This is a genomic window from Fulverythrobacter fulvus (assembly GCF_037154085.1).
Lineage (GTDB): Bacteria > Pseudomonadota > Alphaproteobacteria > Sphingomonadales > Sphingomonadaceae > Andeanibacterium > Andeanibacterium fulvum.
In genome coordinates this window covers 742,167-763,609 of the sequence record NZ_JBANRM010000001.1, presented here as the reverse complement: position 1 = coordinate 763,609, position 21,443 = coordinate 742,167, and the positions used below count along the sequence as shown (strand labels likewise).

At 63.7% G+C, this 21,443-nt stretch carries 21 protein-coding genes; 8 read left to right on the top strand and 13 right to left on the bottom strand.

The annotated features are described in order from the left end of the window. The first annotated feature begins 77 nt into the window (after positions 1 to 77). The 4 genes from uvrA to WFP36_RS03600 all read left to right on the top strand — a co-directional run bounded on the left by uvrA (position 78) and on the right by WFP36_RS03600 (position 4,273). Positions 78 to 2,987 carry an excinuclease ABC subunit UvrA gene (uvrA, locus tag WFP36_RS03615; RefSeq protein WP_336977921.1) on the top strand — a complete coding sequence of 970 codons (2,910 nt, stop codon included), beginning with the start codon at positions 78 to 80 and terminating at the stop codon, positions 2,985 to 2,987. Beyond that, entirely contained in the window at positions 2,984 to 3,535 is a 552-nt protein-coding gene (locus WFP36_RS03610) for a hypothetical protein (RefSeq protein ID WP_336977920.1), read from the top strand. The genes uvrA and WFP36_RS03610 overlap by 4 nt, the downstream gene beginning before the upstream one ends. Further along, complete coding sequence (locus WFP36_RS03605; protein WP_336977918.1) at positions 3,510 to 3,698, top strand: hypothetical protein; 189 nt, start codon at positions 3,510 to 3,512, stop codon at positions 3,696 to 3,698. The genes WFP36_RS03610 and WFP36_RS03605 overlap by 26 nt, the downstream gene beginning before the upstream one ends. 101 nt (positions 3,699 to 3,799) lie before the next feature. Further along, a complete protein-coding gene (locus WFP36_RS03600) occupies positions 3,800 to 4,273 on the top strand; it encodes a CHRD domain-containing protein (RefSeq protein WP_336977916.1) in 474 nt (157 codons plus the stop codon). 92 nt (positions 4,274 to 4,365) lie between these two features. Here WFP36_RS03600 and WFP36_RS03595 read toward each other — a convergent pair whose 3' ends face one another. Then, positions 4,366 to 4,710, bottom strand: coding sequence for a hypothetical protein (locus tag WFP36_RS03595; RefSeq protein ID WP_336977915.1), 345 nt, complete (start codon positions 4,708 to 4,710; stop codon positions 4,366 to 4,368). 719 nt (positions 4,711 to 5,429) lie between these two features. Between WFP36_RS03595 and WFP36_RS03590 the strand changes: the two genes are divergently transcribed. Continuing rightward, on the top strand, positions 5,430 to 6,635 hold the full coding sequence (locus WFP36_RS03590) for a hypothetical protein (RefSeq protein WP_336977913.1): 1,206 nt from the start codon (positions 5,430 to 5,432) through the stop codon (positions 6,633 to 6,635). Between the two features lie 87 nt (positions 6,636 to 6,722). Next, on the top strand, positions 6,723 to 7,127 hold the full coding sequence (locus WFP36_RS03585; protein ID WP_336977911.1) for a glycine zipper 2TM domain-containing protein: 405 nt from the start codon (positions 6,723 to 6,725) through the stop codon (positions 7,125 to 7,127). 63 nt (positions 7,128 to 7,190) lie between these two features. On the opposite strand, the gene WFP36_RS03580 is transcribed toward WFP36_RS03585, so the two are convergent. The 9 genes from WFP36_RS03580 to WFP36_RS03540 all read right to left on the bottom strand — a co-directional run bounded on the left by WFP36_RS03580 (position 7,191) and on the right by WFP36_RS03540 (position 16,169). Continuing rightward, positions 7,191 to 7,724: a septal ring lytic transglycosylase RlpA family protein gene (locus WFP36_RS03580; protein WP_336977909.1), complete on the bottom strand. Its 534-nt coding sequence runs from the start codon at positions 7,722 to 7,724 to the stop codon at positions 7,191 to 7,193. A 1,010-nt stretch (positions 7,725 to 8,734) separates the two neighbouring features. Beyond that, positions 8,735 to 9,952: an argininosuccinate synthase gene (locus tag WFP36_RS03575; RefSeq protein WP_226792830.1), complete on the bottom strand. Its 1,218-nt coding sequence runs from the start codon at positions 9,950 to 9,952 to the stop codon at positions 8,735 to 8,737. A gap of 40 nt (positions 9,953 to 9,992) precedes the next feature. After that, a complete protein-coding gene (locus tag WFP36_RS03570) occupies positions 9,993 to 11,309 on the bottom strand; it encodes an MATE family efflux transporter (protein WP_336977906.1) in 1,317 nt (438 codons plus the stop codon). 51 nt (positions 11,310 to 11,360) lie between these two features. Continuing rightward, the gene (locus tag WFP36_RS03565; RefSeq protein WP_336977904.1) at positions 11,361 to 12,626 is read right to left on the bottom strand and encodes a cyclopropane-fatty-acyl-phospholipid synthase family protein; all 1,266 of its coding nucleotides are present in this window, start codon (positions 12,624 to 12,626) and stop codon (positions 11,361 to 11,363) included. 88 nt (positions 12,627 to 12,714) lie between these two features. Then, entirely contained in the window at positions 12,715 to 13,455 is a 741-nt protein-coding gene (locus tag WFP36_RS03560) for a molybdopterin-binding protein (RefSeq protein ID WP_336977903.1), read from the bottom strand. Beyond that, the gene (locus tag WFP36_RS03555) at positions 13,452 to 14,147 is read right to left on the bottom strand and encodes a cytochrome b/b6 domain-containing protein (RefSeq protein ID WP_336977901.1); all 696 of its coding nucleotides are present in this window, start codon (positions 14,145 to 14,147) and stop codon (positions 13,452 to 13,454) included. The genes WFP36_RS03560 and WFP36_RS03555 overlap by 4 nt, the downstream gene beginning before the upstream one ends. Then, complete coding sequence (locus WFP36_RS03550) at positions 14,144 to 14,908, bottom strand: SDR family oxidoreductase (RefSeq protein ID WP_336977900.1); 765 nt, start codon at positions 14,906 to 14,908, stop codon at positions 14,144 to 14,146. The genes WFP36_RS03555 and WFP36_RS03550 overlap by 4 nt, the downstream gene beginning before the upstream one ends. A gap of 269 nt (positions 14,909 to 15,177) precedes the next feature. Beyond that, on the bottom strand, positions 15,178 to 15,462 hold the full coding sequence (locus tag WFP36_RS03545; RefSeq protein ID WP_336977898.1) for a GIY-YIG nuclease family protein: 285 nt from the start codon (positions 15,460 to 15,462) through the stop codon (positions 15,178 to 15,180). A 68-nt stretch (positions 15,463 to 15,530) separates the two neighbouring features. Beyond that, complete coding sequence (locus tag WFP36_RS03540; protein WP_336977896.1) at positions 15,531 to 16,169, bottom strand: MOSC domain-containing protein; 639 nt, start codon at positions 16,167 to 16,169, stop codon at positions 15,531 to 15,533. 116 nt (positions 16,170 to 16,285) lie between these two features. Between WFP36_RS03540 and WFP36_RS03535 the strand changes: the two genes are divergently transcribed. Further along, a complete protein-coding gene (locus WFP36_RS03535; RefSeq protein ID WP_336977894.1) occupies positions 16,286 to 17,752 on the top strand; it encodes a carotenoid oxygenase family protein in 1,467 nt (488 codons plus the stop codon). Between the two features lie 209 nt (positions 17,753 to 17,961). On the opposite strand, the gene WFP36_RS03530 is transcribed toward WFP36_RS03535, so the two are convergent. The 3 genes from WFP36_RS03530 to WFP36_RS03520 all read right to left on the bottom strand — a co-directional run bounded on the left by WFP36_RS03530 (position 17,962) and on the right by WFP36_RS03520 (position 20,437). Then, the gene (locus WFP36_RS03530) at positions 17,962 to 19,164 is read right to left on the bottom strand and encodes an amidohydrolase family protein (RefSeq protein ID WP_336977892.1); all 1,203 of its coding nucleotides are present in this window, start codon (positions 19,162 to 19,164) and stop codon (positions 17,962 to 17,964) included. A gap of 161 nt (positions 19,165 to 19,325) precedes the next feature. Next, on the bottom strand, positions 19,326 to 19,697 hold the full coding sequence (locus WFP36_RS03525; protein WP_336977890.1) for a glycine zipper 2TM domain-containing protein: 372 nt from the start codon (positions 19,695 to 19,697) through the stop codon (positions 19,326 to 19,328). A gap of 137 nt (positions 19,698 to 19,834) precedes the next feature. After that, positions 19,835 to 20,437 (bottom strand): class I SAM-dependent methyltransferase, encoded by a 603-nt coding sequence (locus WFP36_RS03520; protein ID WP_336977889.1) that lies wholly within the window; start codon positions 20,435 to 20,437, stop codon positions 19,835 to 19,837. A 64-nt stretch (positions 20,438 to 20,501) separates the two neighbouring features. Between WFP36_RS03520 and WFP36_RS03515 the strand changes: the two genes are divergently transcribed. Further along, positions 20,502 to 21,359, top strand: coding sequence for a PhzF family phenazine biosynthesis protein (locus WFP36_RS03515; RefSeq protein ID WP_336977888.1), 858 nt, complete (start codon positions 20,502 to 20,504; stop codon positions 21,357 to 21,359). The last annotated feature ends 84 nt before the right edge of the window (positions 21,360 to 21,443 follow it).

Below are 21,443 nucleotides of genomic sequence, written 5' to 3'. Positions count from 1 at the left end.
TGCGGAACAAAAGGGCGTCCGGCGGTCTGCCTTGAAGGTCACTGGACTCTTCGCCCTCCAGCCCCCAGATCGCGCTCATGTCACTCACCACCATTTCCGTACGCGGTGCCCGCGAGCATAATCTCAAGGGCGTGGATATCGACCTTCCGCGGGACAAGCTGATCGTCATCACCGGGCTTTCCGGCTCGGGTAAGTCCAGCCTGGCCTTCGATACGATCTATGCCGAGGGGCAGCGCCGCTATGTGGAGAGCCTCTCCGCCTATGCCCGCCAGTTCCTGGAGATGATGCAGAAGCCGGATGTCGAGCATATCGATGGCCTGAGCCCTGCTATCTCGATCGAGCAAAAGACTACCAGCCGCAACCCGCGCTCCACCGTGGCGACGGTTACCGAGATCTACGATTACATGCGCCTGCTCTGGGCGCGGGTGGGTGTGCCCTATAGCCCGGCCACCGGCCTGCCGATCAGCGCGCAGACCGTCAGCCAGATGGTGGATCGGGTGATGGCGCTGCCCGAAGGCACGCGGCTCTATCTGCTCGCCCCGGTGGTGCGCGGGCGCAAGGGCGAATATCGCAAGGAACTGGCCGAATGGCAGAAAGCCGGCTTCACCCGCGTGCGGATCGACGGCGAGATTTACGAGATCGCCGAGGCGCCCGCGCTCGACAAGAAGTACAAGCATGACATCGAAGTCGTGGTCGATCGCCTCGCCGTGCGCGAAGGGATCGAAACGCGCCTTGCCGACAGTTTCGAAACCGCGCTGAAACTTGCCGAGGGGTTGGCCTATGTCGATCTGGCCGATGGCGTAGTACCCGGCCGAGAGGCGGAGCAGGGCGGGCCGAATGTCACGGGCGGCCAGCTCAAGGGGGCGGGCCTGCCCGCCAACCGCATCGTGTTCAGCGAGAAATTCGCCTGCCCGGTCAGCGGCTTCACCATCGAGGAAATCGAGCCGCGCCTGTTCTCCTTCAACGCTCCGCAGGGTGCCTGTCCGGCCTGCGACGGGCTGGGCGAAAAGCTGCTGTTCGACCCGCAGCTGGTCGTGCCCAATGAGGAACTGAGCCTGAAGAAGGGCGCCGTGGTGCCCTGGGCCAAGAGCAATCCTCCGTCGCCCTATTACATGCAGGTGCTGGCTAGCCTGGCCAAGGCTTACGATTTCAGCCTGGAAACGCCGTGGAAAGACCTTGAGCCGGACCAGAAGCTGATCATCCTGCACGGCACGGGCGGCATGCCGGTGGAGCTGACCTTCAAGGATGGGCGCAAGGAATATACCGTGCGTAAGGCCTTTGAAGGCGTGATCGGCAATCTCAACCGCCGCATGGGCCAGACTGACAGCGCCTGGATGCGCGAGGAATTGTCCAAGTTCCAGACCGCGCAGCCCTGCGAGACCTGCGGCGGCAAGCGCCTCAATGAAAAGGCGCTGGCCGTGAAGGTCGCCGGCGCGGATATCGCCACGCCGGTGCGCCTGTCTGTCAGCGATGCGGTGGAATGGTTCGGCAATCTCCAGCACGAACTGACCGCGCAGCAGAACCAGATCGCCAAGGCCATCCTCAAGGAAATCAACGAGCGGCTGGGCTTCCTCAACAATGTCGGGCTGGATTATCTCAATCTCGACCGGACGAGCGGCACGCTGTCCGGCGGGGAAAGCCAGCGCATCCGCCTCGCCAGCCAGATCGGCAGCGGCCTTTCCGGCGTGCTTTACGTGCTGGACGAGCCCTCCATCGGCCTGCACCAGCGCGATAACGACATGCTGCTGGAAACGCTCAAGCGCCTGCGCGATCTGGGCAATACGGTGATCGTGGTGGAGCATGACGAGGATGCGATCCGCGCGGCGGACCATGTGGTCGATCTTGGCCCAGGCGCGGGCGTCCATGGCGGCGAAGTGGTGGCCGAAGGCACGCTGAAGGATATCCTCAAGAGCAAGAAGAGCCTCACTGCCGCCTATCTCAACGGCACCCGCCAGATCGAGGTGCCGAAACAGCGCCGCAAGGGCAACGGCCACAAGCTGACCGTCCATGGCGCGCGGGCGAACAATCTCAAGAATGTCAGCGCCAGCCTGCCGCTCGGCACTTTCACCTGCATCACCGGCGTATCGGGCAGCGGCAAGTCCAGCTTCACGATCGACACGCTCTATGCCGGGGCTGCCCGCACGCTCAACGGCGCGCGGGTGATCGCGGGCGCGCATGACAAGATCACCGGCTTCGAACATTGCGACAAGGTGATCGAGATCGACCAGTCGCCCATCGGCCGCACGCCGCGAAGCAACCCGGCCACCTATACCGGCGCCTTCACGCAGATCCGCGACTGGTTCGCCGGCCTGCCGGAAGCGCAGGCGCGCGGATACAAGGCCGGGCGCTTCAGCTTCAACGTCAAGGGCGGCCGCTGCGAGGCGTGCCAGGGCGACGGGCTGATCAAGATCGAGATGCACTTCCTGCCGGATGTCTACGTCACTTGCGAGGAATGCCACGGCAAGCGCTACAATCGCGAAACGCTGGAAGTGAAGTTCAAGGGCCACTCCATCGCCGATGTGCTCGACATGACGATCGAGGATGCGGAGGAGTTCTTCAAGGCCGTGCCGCCGATCCGCGACAAGATGCACATGCTCAACGAAGTGGGGCTGGGTTATGTGAAGGTCGGCCAGCAGGCCACCACGCTTTCGGGCGGGGAGGCGCAGCGGGTGAAGCTGGCCAAGGAACTCAGCCGCCGCTCCACCGGGCAGACGCTCTACATTCTGGACGAGCCGACCACCGGCCTCCATTTCGAGGATGTGCGCAAGCTGCTGGAAGTGCTGCATCGGCTGGTGGAACAGGGCAATTCCGTGGTGGTGATCGAACATAATCTGGACGTAATCAAGACGGCGGACTGGATTCTGGACCTCGGCCCCGAAGGCGGCATCCGCGGCGGCGAGATCGTCGCCCAGGGCACGCCCGAACAGGTCGTGAAGGAACCGCGTTCCTATACGGGCCAATATCTGGCCCCGATGCTGGGGAAATGAGCCTCTACCGCCCCGAATTCGAGGCGGCTTTGCGACTGCTCGCTCGTGCAAGCGAGGCCATGCACCGGCGCGGATACCAGCGCCCTATCCTCGTGGGTGGAGCCGCTGCGGAATTCTATTCGACCAGTGCGATCACGACTGGCGATTTCGATGTCTGTACGGTCCGACAGGACGAATTCGAGGAGGAACTGCTCCGCCTGGGTTTCGTGCGTCCAGCAGGTCACGGGCAGATGCTGAGAGGGCTGATACATCCCGAACTGAAGATCGGCTGCGAAGTCGTGGCGGAAGTCCCAATGGATGGGAATGTAGATGCCGGGCACGTTCGACTGGTGGAGCCAATTGGAGAAACCGCGCTTTTCCGGGTGATTTCGGTGGAAGATCTGATCGCTGACCGGGTGGGACAATTTGCCTCTGGCAGTGCGCCTGATCGTCTTGAGCAGGCCCGATTGCTGCTGGCCCTTCACCCGGACGCCGACATGACCTATCTTGAGCGCAGGATACGTGAAGAGTCCATGGGCGATTATGGCGTCGAAGACCTCAGGAACTGAACCGGAAACTCCGGTAATCCGCATGGCGGAATTCGGCGCGCGCATCGCCGCACGCAAGGCGGAATTGCGCCTTCCCGATCTGCCCCGCAATTCCGGCAAGAACCGTACGCCCGGCAAGCGGGCGCTGCTCAAGGCCATCGAGGAAGCCGGCGGTAAGTGGTGAAAGATGTGGAGGGGGCGGCGCAGGCTGTCACGCCAATCTCCGCAATCGGCTATCCCTTGCCGTAACCGGCAGTGCCGCGCCCTTTTCCCGACGAGGTTACGATGATCCAGCCCGCCCGCACTTCCGCGCTTTTCCTGACTGCCGCTTTGCTCGCTTTGCCGGGCTGCATGGCGCAGACCGGGGCCAAGCCGGTGAAGCCTTATCCCGGCGCGGAAGTGACGGGCCTGTTCGATGGGCGCACGGCGGTGCCGCTGGGCGATCCGGACGGGTCGGGCAAGTTCGCCGGCTTCGTCGATCTGGATTACGGCCGCCTGTGCTACACCTTGTCGGTCGCGGGCATCGCCACGCCGACGGCAGCCCATATCCACAAGGGTGCGCCGGGTGCGGCAGGCGAGGCCGTGCTGACGCTCGCCACCCCGACCTATATGCAGAACCAGACCTGCACCCCGATCGACGCTGCACTGGCCACCGATTTGATCGCCAATCCGGCGGCCTATTACGTCAACGTCCACAATGCCGAATTCCCCGGCGGCGCGATCCGCGCGCAGCTGGAAAAGGGCAAGGGCGGGAAGTAGCTCTGGCGCAGGCAATCCTCCCCGATGCGGGAGGGGGTGCTGGAGGGACGGGTGCCTGTCAGCGTTGACGGCGAATGTCGCGCGGAAGGAACTCAGGCCCGACTGAGAAGAAATTCGAACCCGTAGCCTCGTTCGGTCGCTCGGTGATTGTCCGAATCCAGGCGGAAATTGGCAACATTTCCGCCCCCCATGATGACGCTGTATTCGATGGCGAGATAGGCATTGTTGAAATGCTCGTCATGCGCGCGGCCGACTTCGGCTCCATCGTAAAACAATGCCAGATCGGCGGTGGATTCGTCTCCGCCATCCTCATGCAGGGCATAGGCCTTCACCCAGATACGCACCGCGAACGGGTAAGGCCCAAGCTCCATCGCGCGCAGCATCGGCGCCGAATAAGGATAGTCCAATCCGGCCTGCATCGTCTCGATCGCGTCCATTGGTATTCCCCCGAGAAATAGAATTGCGCGAAATATATTCGAGATCGGTGATTATGGGTAGGAAAATTATTATTATATATTCAATTACTTGATACTCTTCCTGTGAAGATAGTATTGAAGTGGATTTCCGATATAGGGACCTGTTTTTCGGGATATTCCTCCAGCGGAGGCGTGCGAAGGTGGGTGCGTGAGAATAGGGCTGCCGCAAAGGCGCAAGGCCGCGAGGAAGGCAGGGCAATCGGGATCTCGACGTATTGCCGTTGCCGGGGCACCCAGTTCCTGCCTAGGTCGTAAACTCATAAATACCACGCACGAGGCATCCAAATGGCGAACATATCGGGCCGAAAGACGCGCCGCGACGGCTTGCTGCCATCGCAAGCGTCTTTCGGTTCGAGATGGAAGCCATTTGGATGTCCCGCAGGGATTTGACCAAAATGGCCCGGCGCCGCGTCGGAGTGGCTGGAAATATCGACATATTCCTCCGCCTCTCCTCCTTGCGCCGAGCCATTTTGCCTCAAACCTCGTGGGTGGTATTTATGAGTTTACGACCTAGCCATTCGTCACCCCGGAACGGGTCCGGGGTGACGAATGGGTGAGGCTGGGGCAGGCCTCTGCGCGCGCCCCCGTGGCTCTGACGGGGGAGGATCGGCGGATAATAACTTTCCTACACGCTCCGTCCTGTATAACTGAATTGGTTCATCGAATTTACAAGGTGAACCATGTCAGCACTTTTTCGCACTCATTCGCCTGCGACTTCCTCGTCTGAACTTCACTCGCACAAGTCCCATCCCGCCGGGCGCGGGTGGATTTCTGCTGCACGGGATGTCGGCTTGCCGGGGGAGGGGCCCGATGCGGCGCAGGCGGCTTTTGCGGGACTGGTGGATGCCGAGGCCTTGGGCGCCGGGGCGCATTCGCTTCACACAGGCTTCACGCCCGAGCGCCGGATGCGGTTCTGCGAGCGGCTGGCGGGTTGCGGCAATGTCCGCTTGGCCTGCGCGATGAGCGGGATTTCCGCCATGACTGCCTATCGCGCGCGGCGGCGCGATGGTCTGTTTGCGCAGGTGTGGGACCGGGCGCTGGCCCTGGCGCGCGACCATGCCGAGGCCGTGCTGGCCGACCGCGCGCTGGAGGGGATTGCCGAGCCGGTGTTCCATGGCGGCGAAGTGGTCGGCTATCGGCGGCGTTACGAAAGCAGATTGCTGCTGGCCCATCTCGCGCGGCTCGACCGGCGCTGCGACGCGCTGGACGGCGGGGGCGACCAATTGGGCGAGGCTCCGGTGGAGGCGTTCGATCTGCTGCTCGCCCGGCTCGGCGCGGTCGATGCGGCAGAAGATGCCTTGCCTGCGCGCGAGGAGCATGTCGCGCATGCAGGGGCGGCGGCCGAGCGGGCCGCGCTGGCGGAGATCTGGCCGGAGGAACCCGACGATGGGGAGGTGAGCGAGGAGGATATGAACGATCCGGACTGGGAAGGCACGGATCGGGACGATGATCACTCTGCCGATGAATGTGCGGAGGACAATTGCGTCCTCGCAGCCGGAAGCGAGGCACGCGAGCGGGCCGGGGAGGAATGGGACGCGGCCCATGCGTCGCTCTGCGCGAGGCTGGATGCGCTTTGCGATGAACCCTGCACTGTGCCCGATGCGGTGCCCGGCGAAGTGGAAGGCGAGGCAGGCGACGAGGTGGAGAACAATGCCGCCGTCGCCTGGGATCACGGGGAGGGCGTGAAACAGGTCGGGGCGCCTTCCGGGGCTAACGGGAGTGTAACAGGTGTAACACGGCTGCGCGCGGCCCTGCTGCGTCAGGCCTCTTTCAGGGCGCCGCTCCAGCCTTTGCCTGCCATGCCCCCGCTGGCGCTTCGGCCTCTGCCGTGGCCGCCCCATACCGAGCAGCCCCATCCTGCGCAGCGCCATCCCTCGCGGCCCTGATATCTACGTCGCCTCGAACTTCGCGTGGCTTGTCCGCGCCCGCACGAGGCGTATAGTTCGGCATACTCACAAAAGGAGGAACGGCTCATGCGCATTGCGTTATTGACCGTGGCGGCAGCGGCGACACTTGTCGGCGGCTGCACGACCGATGGCTATCGTGACGATGGCTGGAGAGGCTATCGCAACTACGATTATAACCGCCCCGATCCGCGATATAAGGATTACGACGCCGCACGATATTATCGCGACGGGCGATATTACCGGGAACACAACCTCAATCGCAACGACCGCATCTATCGCGGCCGCGACGGGAAGTTCTATTGCCGGCGCAGCGACGGGACTACCGGGCTGGTCGTGGGTGCGCTGGCGGGCGGGACGCTGGGCAGCGCCATCGCCCCGGGCGATTCCGAAGTGCTGGGTGCGCTGATCGGCGGGGCCGTGGGGGCCCTGATCGGCAGCGAGATCGACAAGGGGCAGGCGCGTTGCCGCTGACCGGCGAGCAGACTGGGCAGGGCAGGTTTGCCGCATCCTCCGTCTCCCGGAGGCGCGGGTGCCTTATTCGCTCAGCAGGGCGATGCTTACCTGGCCGCTGCCGGGGCCGATCAGGCCCAGTTCGCGGGCGGCGGCCTGGCTGACGTCGATCAGGCGCTTATGCGTGTAGGGGCCGCGATCGTTGATGCGGACCACGACGTTCTGGCCGGTCTTGGTGTTGGTCACGCGCACCAGGCTGCCGAAGGGCAGGGTGGGGTGAGCGGCCGTGAGCCCGGCGGGATCGAACTTCTCGCCGCTGGCGGTGCGGCGGCCCTTGAATTCCTTGCCATACCAGCTGGCAAGGCCGGAGCCGAGCAACTCGCCTTCGGCCTGTTCGGCGACCGCTTCCTGCGCAGCAGGCTTGGGCGCGGTGTCGAGCGGAGCGAAGGCGGTGTCGAATGCGCTCATTTGAATGGCGGCGGGCACCAGCACCGGCGCGATGGCGGTTTCCGCATGGCCGGGCGCGCTGGCGCCAAGGCTTGCAAACAGGATCGCCGCGCTCAGCCCGGCAAGCGTGCGCCGGGAGGGATTGGCGAAGAAGGTGGAACCGCTTTTCATCGGGGGCAGCGCATACAGCATCTGGGGGCGGAGGGAATTAACACCTCACATCTTGTCGCTGACGATGAACGGTTCACCGACTCATCGGCGGAATCTGCGGTGAATGGAGGCGGTTTTCCACCGGGAGCGGAGGGGGTGTGGGCGGATTTCGGGACGAATCGGATGGCGGGAGGGGGTTTCGGGGTGATGGGATGCAAGCAAACCCCGCTCAGCCTGAGCCTGTCGAAGGCCATTCGCCGGGGCTCGCCCGGCCAAGGAGTTGGGCAAGCGGTTTCCCGTGGCCTTCGACAGGCTCAGGCTGGGCGGAAGTGTGGGATGGAAGTGTGGGATGAAGGCAGGAGCGAACGAGAGCGCCCAAATGCACCCAATGCAAATGAGGGCGGCATCGCTGCCACCCTCACTGCACCGGCTGCGTTTACCGGCGTTTGGCGACCCCCGAGAGGGCGCTGTGTCGCCCGGCGCTCGCGCCGGCATCCGGTCCCGTCAGGCGGGGGATGGAGCCCGAAGGCACTCTCACTCCCGCCCGGCGGTTCCGCGGCTTTCCAGTCCGTTGGGGGCCCTGCGTTTCACCTGGTCCTGCCTGGCCGAAGCCTTGCACTCCCATCCACACCGAGCCGGACTTTCCGGCCAACCGATGGTCTGCCCCTCACATTTCTTTCACTGGTCACGCGTCTGCCTGAAGACTTGCGTCCAAAGACTGTCGCGATCTGCCTGCTTCCGAATTGCGCGGTTGTGGCCATCGCCTCGAGAAGTGTCTTCCTTGTCCTACGCCTCATCCGGCCTTGCGGCTTTCTGCGGTTTCGGTCCGGATTTCCCGTCTCGATGATTGAAAGGTGCGCCCAAGGAGTGAGTCGTTCAAGGCGCGCAAGGCCGACTTATCCACTTTCGCCAGAATTGGCGGTGGATAAGTGTGGATAACTCTGCAATCCGTGTTGCGGATGCGAGAAAACCCTGCTGTAGGGCGCGATTTTGTTGCGCTGCCGCAAGAATCGCGCCCCGCAGGGCGGCAATCAGCCCCGGTCGCGCTGGGCCAGCAGGCGCAGGCGCAGGGCGTTGAGCTTGATGAAGCCCGCCGCATCCTTCTGATCGTAAGCGCCGGCATCGTCCTCGAAAGTGACGTGGCGTTCCGAATAGAGGCTGTTGGGGCTCTTGCGGCCCACCACATTGGCGCTGCCCTTGTAGAGCTTGAGGCGCACGGTGCCGGAGACCTTTTCCTGGCTGTGGTCGATCGCCGCCTGCAGCATCTCGCGCTCGGGGCTGAACCAGAAGCCGTTATAGATCAGCTCAGCATATTTCGGCATCAGCTCGTCCTTGAGGTGAGCCGCGCCGCGATCCAGCGTGATCTGTTCGATGCCGCGATGGGCGCGGGCATAGATCTCGCCGCCGGGGGTTTCATACATGCCGCGGCTCTTCATGCCGACGAAGCGGTTCTCGACCAGATCGAGGCGGCCGATGCCGTGTTTGCGGCCCAGATCGTTGAGCGCGGCGAGCAGCGTGGCCGGGCTCATCGCTTCGCCGTTCAGGGCAACGCCGTCGCCCTTCTCGAAGTCGATGGTGATATATTCCGGAGTATCCGGCGCATCTTCCGGGTTCACGGTGCGCGAATAGACGTAATCCGGGGTTTCTTCCCACGGATCTTCGAGCACCTTGCCCTCGGAAGAGGTGTGCAGCAGGTTCGCGTCGGTGGAGAAGGGGCTTTCGCCGCGCTTGTCCTTCGGCACGGGGATCTGGTGCTCTTCGGCCCAGGCGATCAGCGCGGTGCGGCTGGTCAGATCCCATTCGCGCCACGGCGCGATGACCTTGATGTTCGGTTCCAGCGCATAGGCCGAGAGTTCGAAGCGGACCTGATCGTTGCCCTTGCCGGTGGCGCCATGGGCCACGGCATCGGCGCCGGTTTCGCGGGCGATCTCGATCAGGCGCTTGGAAATCAGCGGGCGGGCGATGGAAGTGCCCAGCAGATAGTCGCCTTCATAGCGGGCATTGGCGCGCATCATCGGGAAGACGAAATCGCGCACGAATTCCTCGCGCAGATCGTCGATATAGATGTGGTGATCGGGCACGCCCATCAGCTTGGCCTTGGCGCGGGCAGGCTCCAGCTCTTCGCCCTGGCCGAGATCGGCAGTGAAGGTCACCACCTCGCAATTATAGGTCACCTGCAGCCATTTGAGGATCACGCTGGTGTCGAGACCACCGGAATAGGCGAGGACGACACGCTTGATATCGGACATGGGCGGCTCCGGATAAGAGACTATGGAATCGCCCGGCGCTCTATGCGCCATCGCGCCCCGGTGCAAGGCGGGCGAGCAGGCGGGGCCAATGGAAACCCAGCGCAAGGGCGCGGAAAGCATAGCCCGCCAGCAGGGCGAGCCAGATGCCGGTGGCTCCCAGCGGGCGCAGTAACAGGTCCGTGGCGATATAGGCGGCCGTGGCAAAGATCGCCGCATTGCGCAGCGCGCGCCCTTCGGTGGCGCCTATGAACACCCCGTCGAGTAGCCATGAGGCAAGGCCCGCCAGCGGCACCAGTGCGACGAGCCACAGCAGCGGCGCTGCGGCGGCGCGCACTGCTTCATTGGTGGTGAGCAGGGCGATCAGCGGCTGCCCCGCAAGCAGGATCAGTGCGGTGAAGGCAAGGGCGGCCCACAGGCACCATTCCGCGACCAGCTGCACGGTGCGCAGGAAATCCGCACGGGAACGGGCGCCGATGGCGCTGCCGACCCGTTCTTCCGCCGTGAAACAAAACCCGTCGAGCACGAAGGCGGTGATGGAGACGAACTGCATCAGCACCTGCTGCGCGGCCAGCGCGTCCTCACCCAGCCGGGCGCCGGCATTGGTGAACCAGGTGAACAGGCCCAGCAGGGCTATGGTGCGGATCATCAGGTCGCGATTGACGGCGAAGAGCCGGCCCAATGCGGCCCGGTTCAGGATCGCGTCGCGGTGAGGGGGCTTGCGCCAGACATTGCGGGTCAGCCACAGGCCCATGGCCAGCGCGGTCCATTCGGCGATGGCGGTGCCATAGCCAATACCGCGCACGCCCATGTCGAAGCCCCAAACCAGTACGATATTGGCGGCCATGTTCACGCCGTTCATCACCAGTTGCAGCGCCAGCGCGGCGCGGGTCTGCCGCATGCCCAACAGCCAGCCATTGATCGAGTAAAACGCGAGCAGGGCGGGCGCGCCCCACAGGCGGGCATGGATGAAGGCGGCAGCCTCCCGGTCAAGCGCCTCACCGCTGGCCATCAGGGCAAGGGCACCGGGTACGATCAGCCATTGCAGTGCGAACAGGCCAATGCCCAGCGAGCCGCCCAGCAGCACGCCGCGCGCCAGCAGGGCGTTTACCTCACCGTCATTCCCGCCGCCGCGTGCTTGCGCGACAAGGCCGGTGATGCCCATGCGCAGGAAGCCGAAGGCCCAGACGAGGAAATTGACGATTGCAACGCCCAGCGCGACTGCCGCCAGCGCGAGTGCATCGCCGGTGCGCCCGATGACGGCAGTATCCACCAGTCCGACGAGCGGGATCGTCGCCTGAGCCAGCATGATCGGCCAGGCCTGCGCAAAGATCGCGCGACGGGTGAGGGCAGAAGCCATGCGCGCCCTTCGCATGGCCCCCATGGAGAGGCAAGGCAGGCGGGGAGGGGCTTACTCCGCCGCTTCCGCCTGCCGAGCGAGGTGCCATTCCGGCGCTTCGTCCGCCGCCATCAGGCGAGCGGCTTCTTCCGCGATGTAATCCCGCGTCATCGGCAGAGCCTCGCGGTTCTTCACCGACTGGATGTGGAAATTGACCATGCCGCCTGCAAGGAAGCTCTGCTCCGCCCCGGCGAGGTAGAACTGCCACATGCGGAACAGCCGTTCGTCATAGAGTTCGACGATTTCGCGCTCATGCTGGCAGGTACGGCGGTACCACTCCGCCAGCGTATGGGCGTAGTGATAGCGCAGCACCTCCACGTCGCCCACTTCCCAGCCGGTGCGTTCCATAGCGAAGACCAACTCGCTCATCGCGGGGATATAGCCGCCGGGGAAGATGTATTTGCGGGTCCACTTGTCGGTCGTCCCGCGTCCGCGAGCCCGGCCGATCGTGTGAGTGAGCATGATCCCGTCGTCGGCGAGCAACTCGTTCGTCTTGGCGAAATATTCGCCATAATGCAGCGCGCCGACATGCTCGATCATGCCCACGCTGGTGATCCGGTCGAACTTGTCCCGCACGTCGCGATAATCGCGCAGTTCGAAGCGTACCTTGTCGGCAACGCCTGCCGCCTCGGCCCGTTCATTGGCGAACTTCACCTGATCGGGGGCGAGGCTGACGCCCAGCACTTCGCAGCCGTAATGCCGGTTGAGATAGAGCGCGAGGCCGCCCCAACCGCTACCGATGTCGAGGATTTTCATGCCCGGCCGCACGCGCAGCTTCGCCGCGATCAGGGCCAGCTTGTCGAGCTGGGCGCGTTCGAGCGAGTTCGCCGGATCGCGATAATAGGCCATGGTGTAGAACCGGCCTTCGTCGAGGAACAATTCATAGAAGCGCCGGGTCAGATCGTAGTGGTGCACCACGTTCTTGCTCGCCTTGGTGCGCAGATTGATCCCGTCGAGCTTGGCGGCCACGAAATCGAGGCTCTTGCGCAAGGGATTGGGCGGCTTGAGTCCCTTGCGCCCGGCATTGCGCATCACCAGCAGGATCATGTCGCGAATGTCATGCGGCGGTTCCACCACAAGGCGGCCGTCCATGTAGCATTCGCCCGCGCCGAGATCGGGATGGCGGGCGATATGCATTGCCGCGCCCTTGTCGGTCAGGCGCACGCAGACAGGCTCTTCCGCCCGGTCTCCGAAATCATAGGTGCGGCCATCGTAATCGGTTATTACCAGCCGCCCCTGCCGGACGACTTGCCGCAGTATCTTTTCGAGCAGCCACATGGGCCTTCTCCCCTAGCCAGTTAAGGCCCCCGCCGGCGGACTTTGAACAGGGCGGAAAGGCGCTGTCAATCGGCTGCTGCCCGCCGCGTCAGATACCCGCATACCATTGATAGCCAGTGCGATCTTCCCAATAGCCGCCCTTGCCGGAGCCGATCTCGTCCAGGCTGGCTACGGCCTCGATCCCCTTGAGATATTTGGCATGCTTGTAGCCAAGCTGCCGCTCGATCCGCATCCGCAGCGGGGCGCCGTTCTTCACTGGCAGCGGCTCGCCATTGAGGCTGTGGGCGATGATGGTCTGCGGATGGAATGCGTCGATCAGGTCCACGCTCTCGTAATAGGCACTGCCGTTCAGCATGTCGGCACAATGGAACACGATGAAGCGGGCTTCCGGCCGGAGACCGGCCTTTTCAAGGATATGCGCCAGTTGCGGCCCGGTCCACTGGCCGATGGCGCTCCACCCCTCCACGCAATCGTGGCGGGTGATCTGGGTGCGCTGGGGCAGGGCCTTCACATCTTCCAGAGTGAGCGAGAGCGGCGTGGCGACCAAGCCCGTCACATCCAGCCGCCAATCGGCAAAGCCCGCTGCGACATGGGCCTTGTAGGCCTCGTCGTCGGGATCGGTCGTGCCATTGCCGCGGAAGACCGGCGAGATGTCCTCCAGCGTGAATTCCGGGGCCAGTGCCTTGCGGCGGCCCAGCAGCTCGTGCAGGCCCTTGTTCCAGTCCTCTACCGAGGAAAGCAGGGAGGAAACCGGCCCGCTTTCCGCCAGCTTGGAGCAACCGGTGGCGAAAAAGGCGATGGTACCTGCCAGGACAGAGCGGCGCTTCATGGCCTATCCTCCTTCACTCGCCCGCCGGTGATCATGTCGCGGATCTGGCCGATGGGGCCGGAAAGCAGCACCAGCACCAGATGGACGAACAGGAAGCCCACCAGCGCCCAGGCGCAGAGGAAATGGATGGAACGCGCGCTCTGGCGGCCGAAGAAGATGTCCAGCAGCCACGGCCAGTTGGCGTCCATGCCCGGGCTCATGGCAAGGCCGGTGAAGATCATCAGCGGCAGCAGGATGAAGATCACCACGCCATAGCTCAGCTTCTGCAGGAAATTGAACTTCGTGCCGCGATGTTCGAAATCCAGCTTCAGATGCTTGACGATATCCTCGCGGATCGCGGCCCAGCGCCATTCGCGCGGCCGAGTGACCAGATCGCGGATGAAATGCCGGTTTGCCAGCGAGACGAGCATGAATACCAGCAGCCCGAAGGCGAAGGGCCAGGCGAACAGCAAGTGCCACAGCCGCGCTTCGGCCAGACTGTAATGGCCGGGAATGGTGATCCAGTTGGGGAAGCGGATCAGGTGCAGCCAGGCTTCCGACCGCTCGAAGCCCCAGGCGCCCCAATAGAGGCGGGGATGGGCATTGGAGATGCCGAGCCCGGACATGAACAGCACCACCAGGCACACGGCATTCAGCCAGTGCCACAGGCGCGTGGTCAGGGCGTGTTTCCTCTGCGGGGCGGGCTTCTTCAAGGCCGGTCCTCCTCGCGCGCTAGATAGAGCACATCGCGAGGCTGGGAAAGCAGATGCTGGCCGGAATCGACGAACAGGGTGGTGCCGCTTTCCAGCCAGCCCTGTGCGAGAAAATAGGCCGCATCGGCCACTTCCTTCGCGCTGGTCAGGCGATTCAGCAGGTTGAGGCGGCCCGATACTTCGAATTCCTGCGGCGTCTGGTCATGGCTGGGCAGGATCGCGCCGGGGGCAAGGCCATAGATCCGGTCGCGCCGCCGCCGGTCCGCCATGGCCAGCATGGGAATAGTCGCGGCCAGCGCGTGCTTGCTCATCGTATAGGAGAAGAAGTCCGGATTCGGATTGGCCAGCTTCTGATCGGTGATGTCGATCACCTTACGCCCCGCCGGGCTGCGGGCGTTGGCCAGGAACGCCTGCGACATGCGCACCGGCGAGACCGCGTTGATCCGCATCGACAGCCGGCTGGTCTCGGGATCGAGCCCGGTCGCCTCGTCCGGCACGAAGATCGAGGCGGAATTGATCAGCACCCGCCAGTCCGGCAGCCGGGCAGCGAGGTTCTCGATCATGGCAATGGCGGCTTCGCTGTCGATCAGATCGCACACCACCACTTCGGCCGAGGGCAGGGCGGCGGCGAGCGCATCGGCCTCGCCGCGAGAGCGATTGCAGTGAATCACCACATGCCAGCCATCGCTCGCAAAGCGGCGCACGATCGCCGCACCGATCCGCTTTCCGCCGCCGGTTACGAGGACTGCCGGCTGGGTCATGCGGCGAGGGGGGTGTTACACATGTTACACATAGGCACGGTGTGGAAGGTCCCGGCCTGCGTTCCGCCGATTTCTGCGCCTTCTGGGGCGATTGTGAGGGGATTTCGGAGGGAGAAAGCGGGGCGCGTCATCTGGCGCAATGGACCATATTTCGGCCGTGTAGGAAAGGTGGGATTAGGGGCAGCACGCCTGATTTCGTCCCATGTAACCCCCTCCGTTCGTCCTGAGCTTGTCGAAGGACGCGCGCTGACATCTACCCAAGGCACACTTCAGCCCTGCCTGTTACGAGAAAGCAGTCTGATCCGCTCCCAATCCCCACGGATAAGCGCTTCCTTTTTTGCCCTGCTCCAGCCTTTGACGCGCCGTTCGGCAGCAAGGGCTTCTTCTCGGGTCGGGAACCGTTCGGACCACACAAGCGTCACCGGTCTACGAGCGGCAGTGTAACCGTCAGTCAGGCCGCTTTGGTGCTGGGCGATGCGTGTTTCCAGGTTGTCGGTGTGGCCTGCGTAGAAGGAGCCATCATTGCAGCGCAACAGGTAGGCATGGAAGTCCATTGCGTTGGACTACGCTTTGTGCGCGTCCTTCGACAAGCTCAGGACGAACGGGTTCGGATGTTTTCCCTTCACCCAACCTTCGCCGCCGCCCTCTCCTGCCATTCGGGCGAAAGCGCATCCAGTTCGGCCAGTTCCGCCAGTTCGCCCGCGTCCGCGCCCTTGTGGAACATCAGGGCGAAGACGCGCGCTACGCTCCAGCCCTTGTGGCCGGGGCTTTCCAGCACAAAACTGTCGCCTGTCGCCACGATGCCCGGTTCCAGCACGCGGTAATACCAGCCGCAGCGGCCGCTTTTCAGCACGCTGGCGGTGATGCCCTTGCGCTCGAATTTGTGGTCGATCTTCCAGCAGGGCTGGCGGCCCTGGCTGACTTCCACCAGCGCGCTGCCCAGGCGGAAGCGGTCGCCGATCAGCACGGTGCTTTCGGTCAGGCCGAGAGTGGAGACATTCTCGCCAAAGGCGCCCGGCGCGGCGAGCAGCGGATGGTTGTCCAGTTCGCCGCGCCAGCCTTCGTAATGATCCAGCGGATAGTGGTGCACGGCCATATGGGTGCCGCCGTGATGCACTCGGTCTGCCTGCTCGTCGCCTTCCAGCCCCATCGGCCCGACCGAAACCGGGCCGGGCGCAGGCCGCTTGGCGATGGCGCTCTTTTCCTCGCCGCGAAAGGGCACTGCCTTGCCGGTGAGGATGGCTTCGATCCGGTATGCCACGCGCTGCTCTCCCGCAAAAAATCCCTGCCGCTTTCGCGCGTTTCTTGCGCCAGATCAATTCGCTCCGGCAACTCCTCGCTAGATTGATGAAATATCAATGAACCTGGAGAGTTGCCTTGGCTCACTATCCCGAAACCCCCGGATTTACCGGTGTCCTGCGCCCCCTCCGCCTTGAAGGCGATATTCTCGATGTGGAGATCGAGGGCGAGATTCCTTCCCAGCTCAACGGCACTTTCCACCGCGTCCATCCCGATGCGCAATTCCCGCCCAAGTTCGAGAACGATCAGTTCTTCAATGGCGATGGCATGGTCAGCATGTTCCATGTCCATGACGGCAAGGTGGATTTCAAGCAGCGCTATGCCCAGACCGACAAGTGGAAGGCGGAGCGTGAGGCGGGACGGAGCCTGTTCGGCGCCTATCGTAATCCGCTGACCGACGAGGACAGCGTGCAGGGCATGATCCGCGGCACGGCCAACACCAATGTGATGGTCCATGCGGGCAAGCTCTATGCGATGAAGGAAGACAGCCCCTGCCTCATCATGGACCCGCTGACGCTGGAGACGGAAGGCTACACCGATTTCGGCGGCAAGATCAAAAACCAGACCTTCTCTGCCCACGCCAAGATCGACCCGAAGACCGGCAATTTCTGCAATTTCGGCTATGCGGCCACCGGGCTGTTCACCACCGATTGCAGCTATTTCGAGATCGATCCCGAAGGCAATGTCCTGTTCGAGACCTTCTTCACCGTGCCCTATTACTGCATGATGCACGATTACGGGCTGACCGAGGATTACGCGATCTTCCACATCGTGCCCTCCACCGGCAATTGGGACCGGCTGAAGGCAGGCAAGCCGCATTTCGGCTTCGACAAGACGCTGCCGGTTTACCTCGGCATTCTGCCGCGCGGCAGCGGGGTGACGAACAAGGACATGCGCTGGTTCAAGGCGCCGAAGAACATCTTCGCCAGCCATGTGATGAACGCTTTCCAGAACGGCACGAAGATCCATTTCGACATTCCGCAGGCGGAAGGAAACAGCTTCCCCTTCTTCCCCGACATCCATGACGACAGCTTCGATCCGGTGGCCGCGCTGCCCTATCTGCACCGCTGGACGGTGGACATGGGATCGAATGGCGAGGACTTCGAATCCGTCGAGAAACTGACCGACTGGATCGACGAGTTCCCCCGGATCGACGAGCGCTATGTCGGCCAGCCCTATCGCCATGGCTGGGGGCTGGTGATGGACCCGGAAATGCCGATGGACTTCCTGCGCGGGCGGGCCTCGGGCTTCAAGATGAACAAGATCGGCCATTGGGACCATGCAACCGGCAAGCAGGATTTCTGGTGGGCGGGGCCGCAATCGATCATCCAGGAACCGTGCTTCGTGCCCCGGCACAAGGACAGCGCGGAAGGCGATGGCTACATCATCGCTTTGGTGGACAATCTGATCACCAATTACAGCGATCTGGTGGTGCTGGATGCCCTGCGCATGAGCGAGGGGCCCATCGGCCGGGCCAAACTGCCGATCCGCATCCGTTCCGGCCTGCACGGCAATTGGGCGGATGCATCGAAACTGCCGAACTGACGAAATTCCGAGTGGGGCAGGGAAGGCCGCGTTTCCGAAAGGGAGCGCGGCCTTCTTCTTTTTCCCTCGGCAAACACCCGCTCAGCCTGAGCCTGTCGAAGGCCACGCGCCAACGGCCACCCAGCAGGGATACTTGGGCTGACGGTTTCCCGGGGCCTTCGACAGGCTCAGGCTGAGCGGGGGTGGTTAGTGGGAGGAGGTGACAGCCCTTAAGCCGCCACAGCCTCCCGCCCGATCGCCAGCTTGCCCAGTACGGTCGCCTTGCTCAGGTCCAGCCCATAGAGTTTGGCCGCATTGCCGCCGACGATCTTGCGTACGTCCTCCGGGTTCATGTGGCCCATCGTTTTCGCGATGGTCGCCTGGCTGTTTGGCCAGATCGAATCCGGGTGCGGATAGTCGCTGGCCCACAGGAGATTGTCCGGCCCCCAGAATTCGAGCAGCCGCATGGCCGTGGGGCTTTGCTGGAAGGTACCGTAAACCTGCCGCTTGAATACTTCGGACGGCTTCATCTTGTGCGGGATGCCGCCCTTGTCGTCCCAGTAATCGGCGCATTCCCACAGGCGGTGGTGGCGGTAGTCGAGTTCCTCGACCACCCAGGGAACCCAGCCCACGCCGCTTTCCGCGATCACGATCTTGAGACCGGGGTGCCGCTCGAGGATGCCCCAGGCGAACAGGTCCACGAAGGGATCGAGGAACTGTTCGATGAACATCTTGGCGTGCAGGAACGTCGCGCCGGGGCTGCCCTTGTATTTGTCGAACGCCTTGGTGGCGGAGGGGAATACCGTGACGTGGAAGGACAGGACGATGCCGGTTTCCTCCAGCAGCGCGAAAAGCGGTTCCCAGCGCGGATCTTCCAGCCGCGGTTCGGCCACGGCGATCTGGAGGTTCGCCTGCTTCACTCCGCCGCGTTTGGCCAGCCGCTTCAGCTCGTCAATCGCCGGTTCGGGATGCGGGGGCAGCATGGCCACGCCGATCAGCCGATCCGGCGCGGCGGAGCAGAAATCATCATAGAGCCAGTCATTGAAGGCGGAATAGCAGGCGCGCATCAGCGCCTCGTCATCGGTCTTGATCGAGGTGACAGGGCCGAACACCAGATGGCCCCACACGCCGTCGCGGTCCATGTCTTCAAGGCGCAGCTTGGGATGGCCGGCGCGCAGTTCGGTCGTGTCGTCCACGCCGCCGCGATCGTAGGCCGTCTTGATCGGCTTGGGGCCGGGGCCGAAATTGAACGGCTTGCCGGACCACATGCCCCAGCTCTGGCCGTCGCACACCCAGTGGCAGCCGCGCTCGTTCTCTTCGATATGCGGCGCGCGATCCCCCCATTCGGCCGCCATGCGCCTGGTCCAGACATCGGCGGGCAGCATGTTGAGGTCGAGATGATCGTCGCAGGAAATCAGCGGCGTTTCGATCATGGGGTCTCTCTCCGGGTCTTATTGCTTAGCTTGCTCTCGACATGGCAGGCCTGCGGGCCCGGTGCAATGGGGATTGCACAAAAAGGCAAAGGGCCGCGCAGCTTTCGCCACGCGGCCCGTCAGGTGACGGAATGCCGTTTCCGAAATTCCGTGCGGGAGATTTAGCGGCAGCGCGCCTCGCCGCGGTCGATCTCGCGACCCAGCAGGCCGCCAACCGCAGCGCCGAGAATCGTGCCGACCGTGCGGTCGCCGCGAGTGTCGATCGCGCGGCCGACCAGTGCACCGCCAGCGGCGCCGATGATCAGGCCGGTCGTGCCGTTATCGCGCTTGCAGTAATAACGGCCGTCATTCCCGCGCCAGATGCGGTCATTGTGAGTGACGCGGCGGGGTTCGCGATAGCGGCCCTTGCTGTCATAGACATCGTGCTTGTCGCGATAGCCATGGGCCGGGGCATGGCGCGGCGGGTCGGCAGCAGCGGGGACGGCGGGGAGAACCAGGCCGGCGGCCGCAATGGCCATCATAAACTTCTTCATGGCTCGATCCTTTCCTTCCAAATCAGATCCAATGACGCCGTTTTTGTTCAGCATGGCAAAACCGAAGCTGAACGGATCGTTGGGATTTCTGTCAGGAGCCGAGCCGTGGATTTTGCACGGCAGGTGGAGGCGGATAGCTATTTCCGGGCCGTCACTGCGTGCCAGATGGTGGGCGTGCCGCCGAAGCTGCCGCCCTGCGTGGTGACGAATCCAAGGTCTGCCCAATCGACCGCCTTACGATAGGCTGCTTCAAGATCGGCCACGGACAGGTAGCTGTAGAAGCGGCCGAAATCGTCTCGCCCATTTGTCTGGTGGTGCCCACCTTCGCCGCCCTTGTAATTGGCATAAAAGGGCGCGCTGGGCTTCAGGGCGCGGTGAATGCGGGCGAGAATGCCGGGCAGATCGGCCAGCGGGACGTGGAGCAGCGAGGCGTGGCACCATGCCGCGTCATACTCGCCTTCGGCTTCTAGTTCCTCATACAGCATTACCGGCACGGGCCGCCCGATCCGCTCGCTGGCGAGCTGGGCCATTTCGGGCACGCCGTCGCTGGTATCAACGTCGAAGCCGCGCTCGATCATGCGCTGCGCATCGCGCCCGTCGCCGCAGCCCAGTTCCAGGATGCGCGCGCCGGGGGCCAGCCGGTCGAGAAACGCGTCCAGCTCGGGACGAAGTTCGCGGGGCAGGGCGGCTGCCCATTCGCGCGAACGCGTGCGGTAGAATTCGGCGGTCTGCGGGTCCATGGTGAGGGTCTAGGTGATCGGCCTCGTCATTGCGAGTGACTGTTCTGATGAAAGGCGTTTCCCGGTGAGTGACCCCATCCTGCTCGATCTCGTCGACGTGTTCGGCTCTGCCCCGCTCAAGGGCAATCCGCTGGCCGTGGTGCGCGGGGCAGATGGGTGGAGCGGCGAGCAGATGTTGCGGCTCACCCAGTGGCTCGGCTTTTCCGAGACGACCTTCCTCCTGCCGCCCACCGATCCGGCAGCGGATTACCGGGTGCGGATATTCTATCCTGCGGGCGAATTGCCCTTTGCCGGGCATCCCACGCTTGGCACTTGCCATGCCTGGCTTGAGGCAGGTGGCCAGCCGCGCCGCGAAGGCGTGGTGGTGCAGGAATGCGGGGTCGGGCTGGTGGAAGTGAAGCAGGATGGCGCCATGCTGTCCTTCTGTGCTCCGCCGCTGGTGAAGGGTGGTGAACTGAGTGCAGAGGAGCGTGCAGAAGCCGCGCGCATCGCCGGAGTGGAGGAGGGCGCCATCGTCTCCGCTGTCCATGCCGATAATGGCCCCGGCTGGAAGATGCTGCGCCTGCGCTCTGCCGAGGATGTGCTGGCGGCCCATCCCCTGCCGCGCGCGCCGGTGCCGACCGATATCGGCCTGGCCGGGCCCTGTGCCGAAGGATCGGACGCCGCCTGGGAAGTCCGCGCCTTCTTCGTCAACGACAAGGGAATGCTGGTGGAAGACCCGGTGACCGGCAGCTTCAACGCGGCGGCGGCGATGTATCTGTTCGGAACCGGCCTTGCTCGGGAAAGCTATGTAGCGGCACAGGGCCGGATGGTGGGCGCCGATGGTCGGGTGTTCTGCTCGGTGGACAAGAACAATGCCATTTGGGTCGGGGGCAGGGTGGCCACGATTTCCCGTGGTGGGGTGGTGCCGATATTTGGCTGATCGTCATTGCGAGCGACCGCAGGTCGCGCGGCAATCCAGGGCCGTTGTATACTGGGCTCTGGATTGCTTCGTCGGCTTTGCCTC

Coding starts and splice junctions, on each gene's coding strand:
- WFP36_RS03550 (WP_336977900.1), bottom strand. CDS start 14,908: ATGACCCAGCCGGCAGTCCTCGTAACCGGCGGCGGAAAGCGGATCGGT.
- uvrA (WP_336977921.1), top strand. CDS start 78: ATGTCACTCACCACCATTTCCGTACGCGGTGCCCGCGAGCATAATCTC.
- WFP36_RS03530 (WP_336977892.1), bottom strand. CDS start 19,164: ATGATCGAAACGCCGCTGATTTCCTGCGACGATCATCTCGACCTCAAC.
- WFP36_RS03610 (WP_336977920.1), top strand. CDS start 2,984: ATGAGCCTCTACCGCCCCGAATTCGAGGCGGCTTTGCGACTGCTCGCT.
- WFP36_RS03560 (WP_336977903.1), bottom strand. CDS start 13,455: ATGAAGCGCCGCTCTGTCCTGGCAGGTACCATCGCCTTTTTCGCCACC.
- WFP36_RS03575 (WP_226792830.1), bottom strand. CDS start 9,952: ATGTCCGATATCAAGCGTGTCGTCCTCGCCTATTCCGGTGGTCTCGAC.
- WFP36_RS03605 (WP_336977918.1), top strand. CDS start 3,510: ATGGCGTCGAAGACCTCAGGAACTGAACCGGAAACTCCGGTAATCCGC.
- WFP36_RS03545 (WP_336977898.1), bottom strand. CDS start 15,462: ATGGACTTCCATGCCTACCTGTTGCGCTGCAATGATGGCTCCTTCTAC.
- WFP36_RS03525 (WP_336977890.1), bottom strand. CDS start 19,697: ATGAAGAAGTTTATGATGGCCATTGCGGCCGCCGGCCTGGTTCTCCCC.
- WFP36_RS03520 (WP_336977889.1), bottom strand. CDS start 20,437: ATGGACCCGCAGACCGCCGAATTCTACCGCACGCGTTCGCGCGAATGG.
- WFP36_RS03590 (WP_336977913.1), top strand. CDS start 5,430: ATGTCAGCACTTTTTCGCACTCATTCGCCTGCGACTTCCTCGTCTGAA.
- WFP36_RS03580 (WP_336977909.1), bottom strand. CDS start 7,724: ATGAAAAGCGGTTCCACCTTCTTCGCCAATCCCTCCCGGCGCACGCTT.
- WFP36_RS03565 (WP_336977904.1), bottom strand. CDS start 12,626: ATGTGGCTGCTCGAAAAGATACTGCGGCAAGTCGTCCGGCAGGGGCGG.
- WFP36_RS03570 (WP_336977906.1), bottom strand. CDS start 11,309: ATGGCTTCTGCCCTCACCCGTCGCGCGATCTTTGCGCAGGCCTGGCCG.
- WFP36_RS03595 (WP_336977915.1), bottom strand. CDS start 4,710: ATGGACGCGATCGAGACGATGCAGGCCGGATTGGACTATCCTTATTCG.
- WFP36_RS03600 (WP_336977916.1), top strand. CDS start 3,800: ATGATCCAGCCCGCCCGCACTTCCGCGCTTTTCCTGACTGCCGCTTTG.
- WFP36_RS03585 (WP_336977911.1), top strand. CDS start 6,723: ATGCGCATTGCGTTATTGACCGTGGCGGCAGCGGCGACACTTGTCGGC.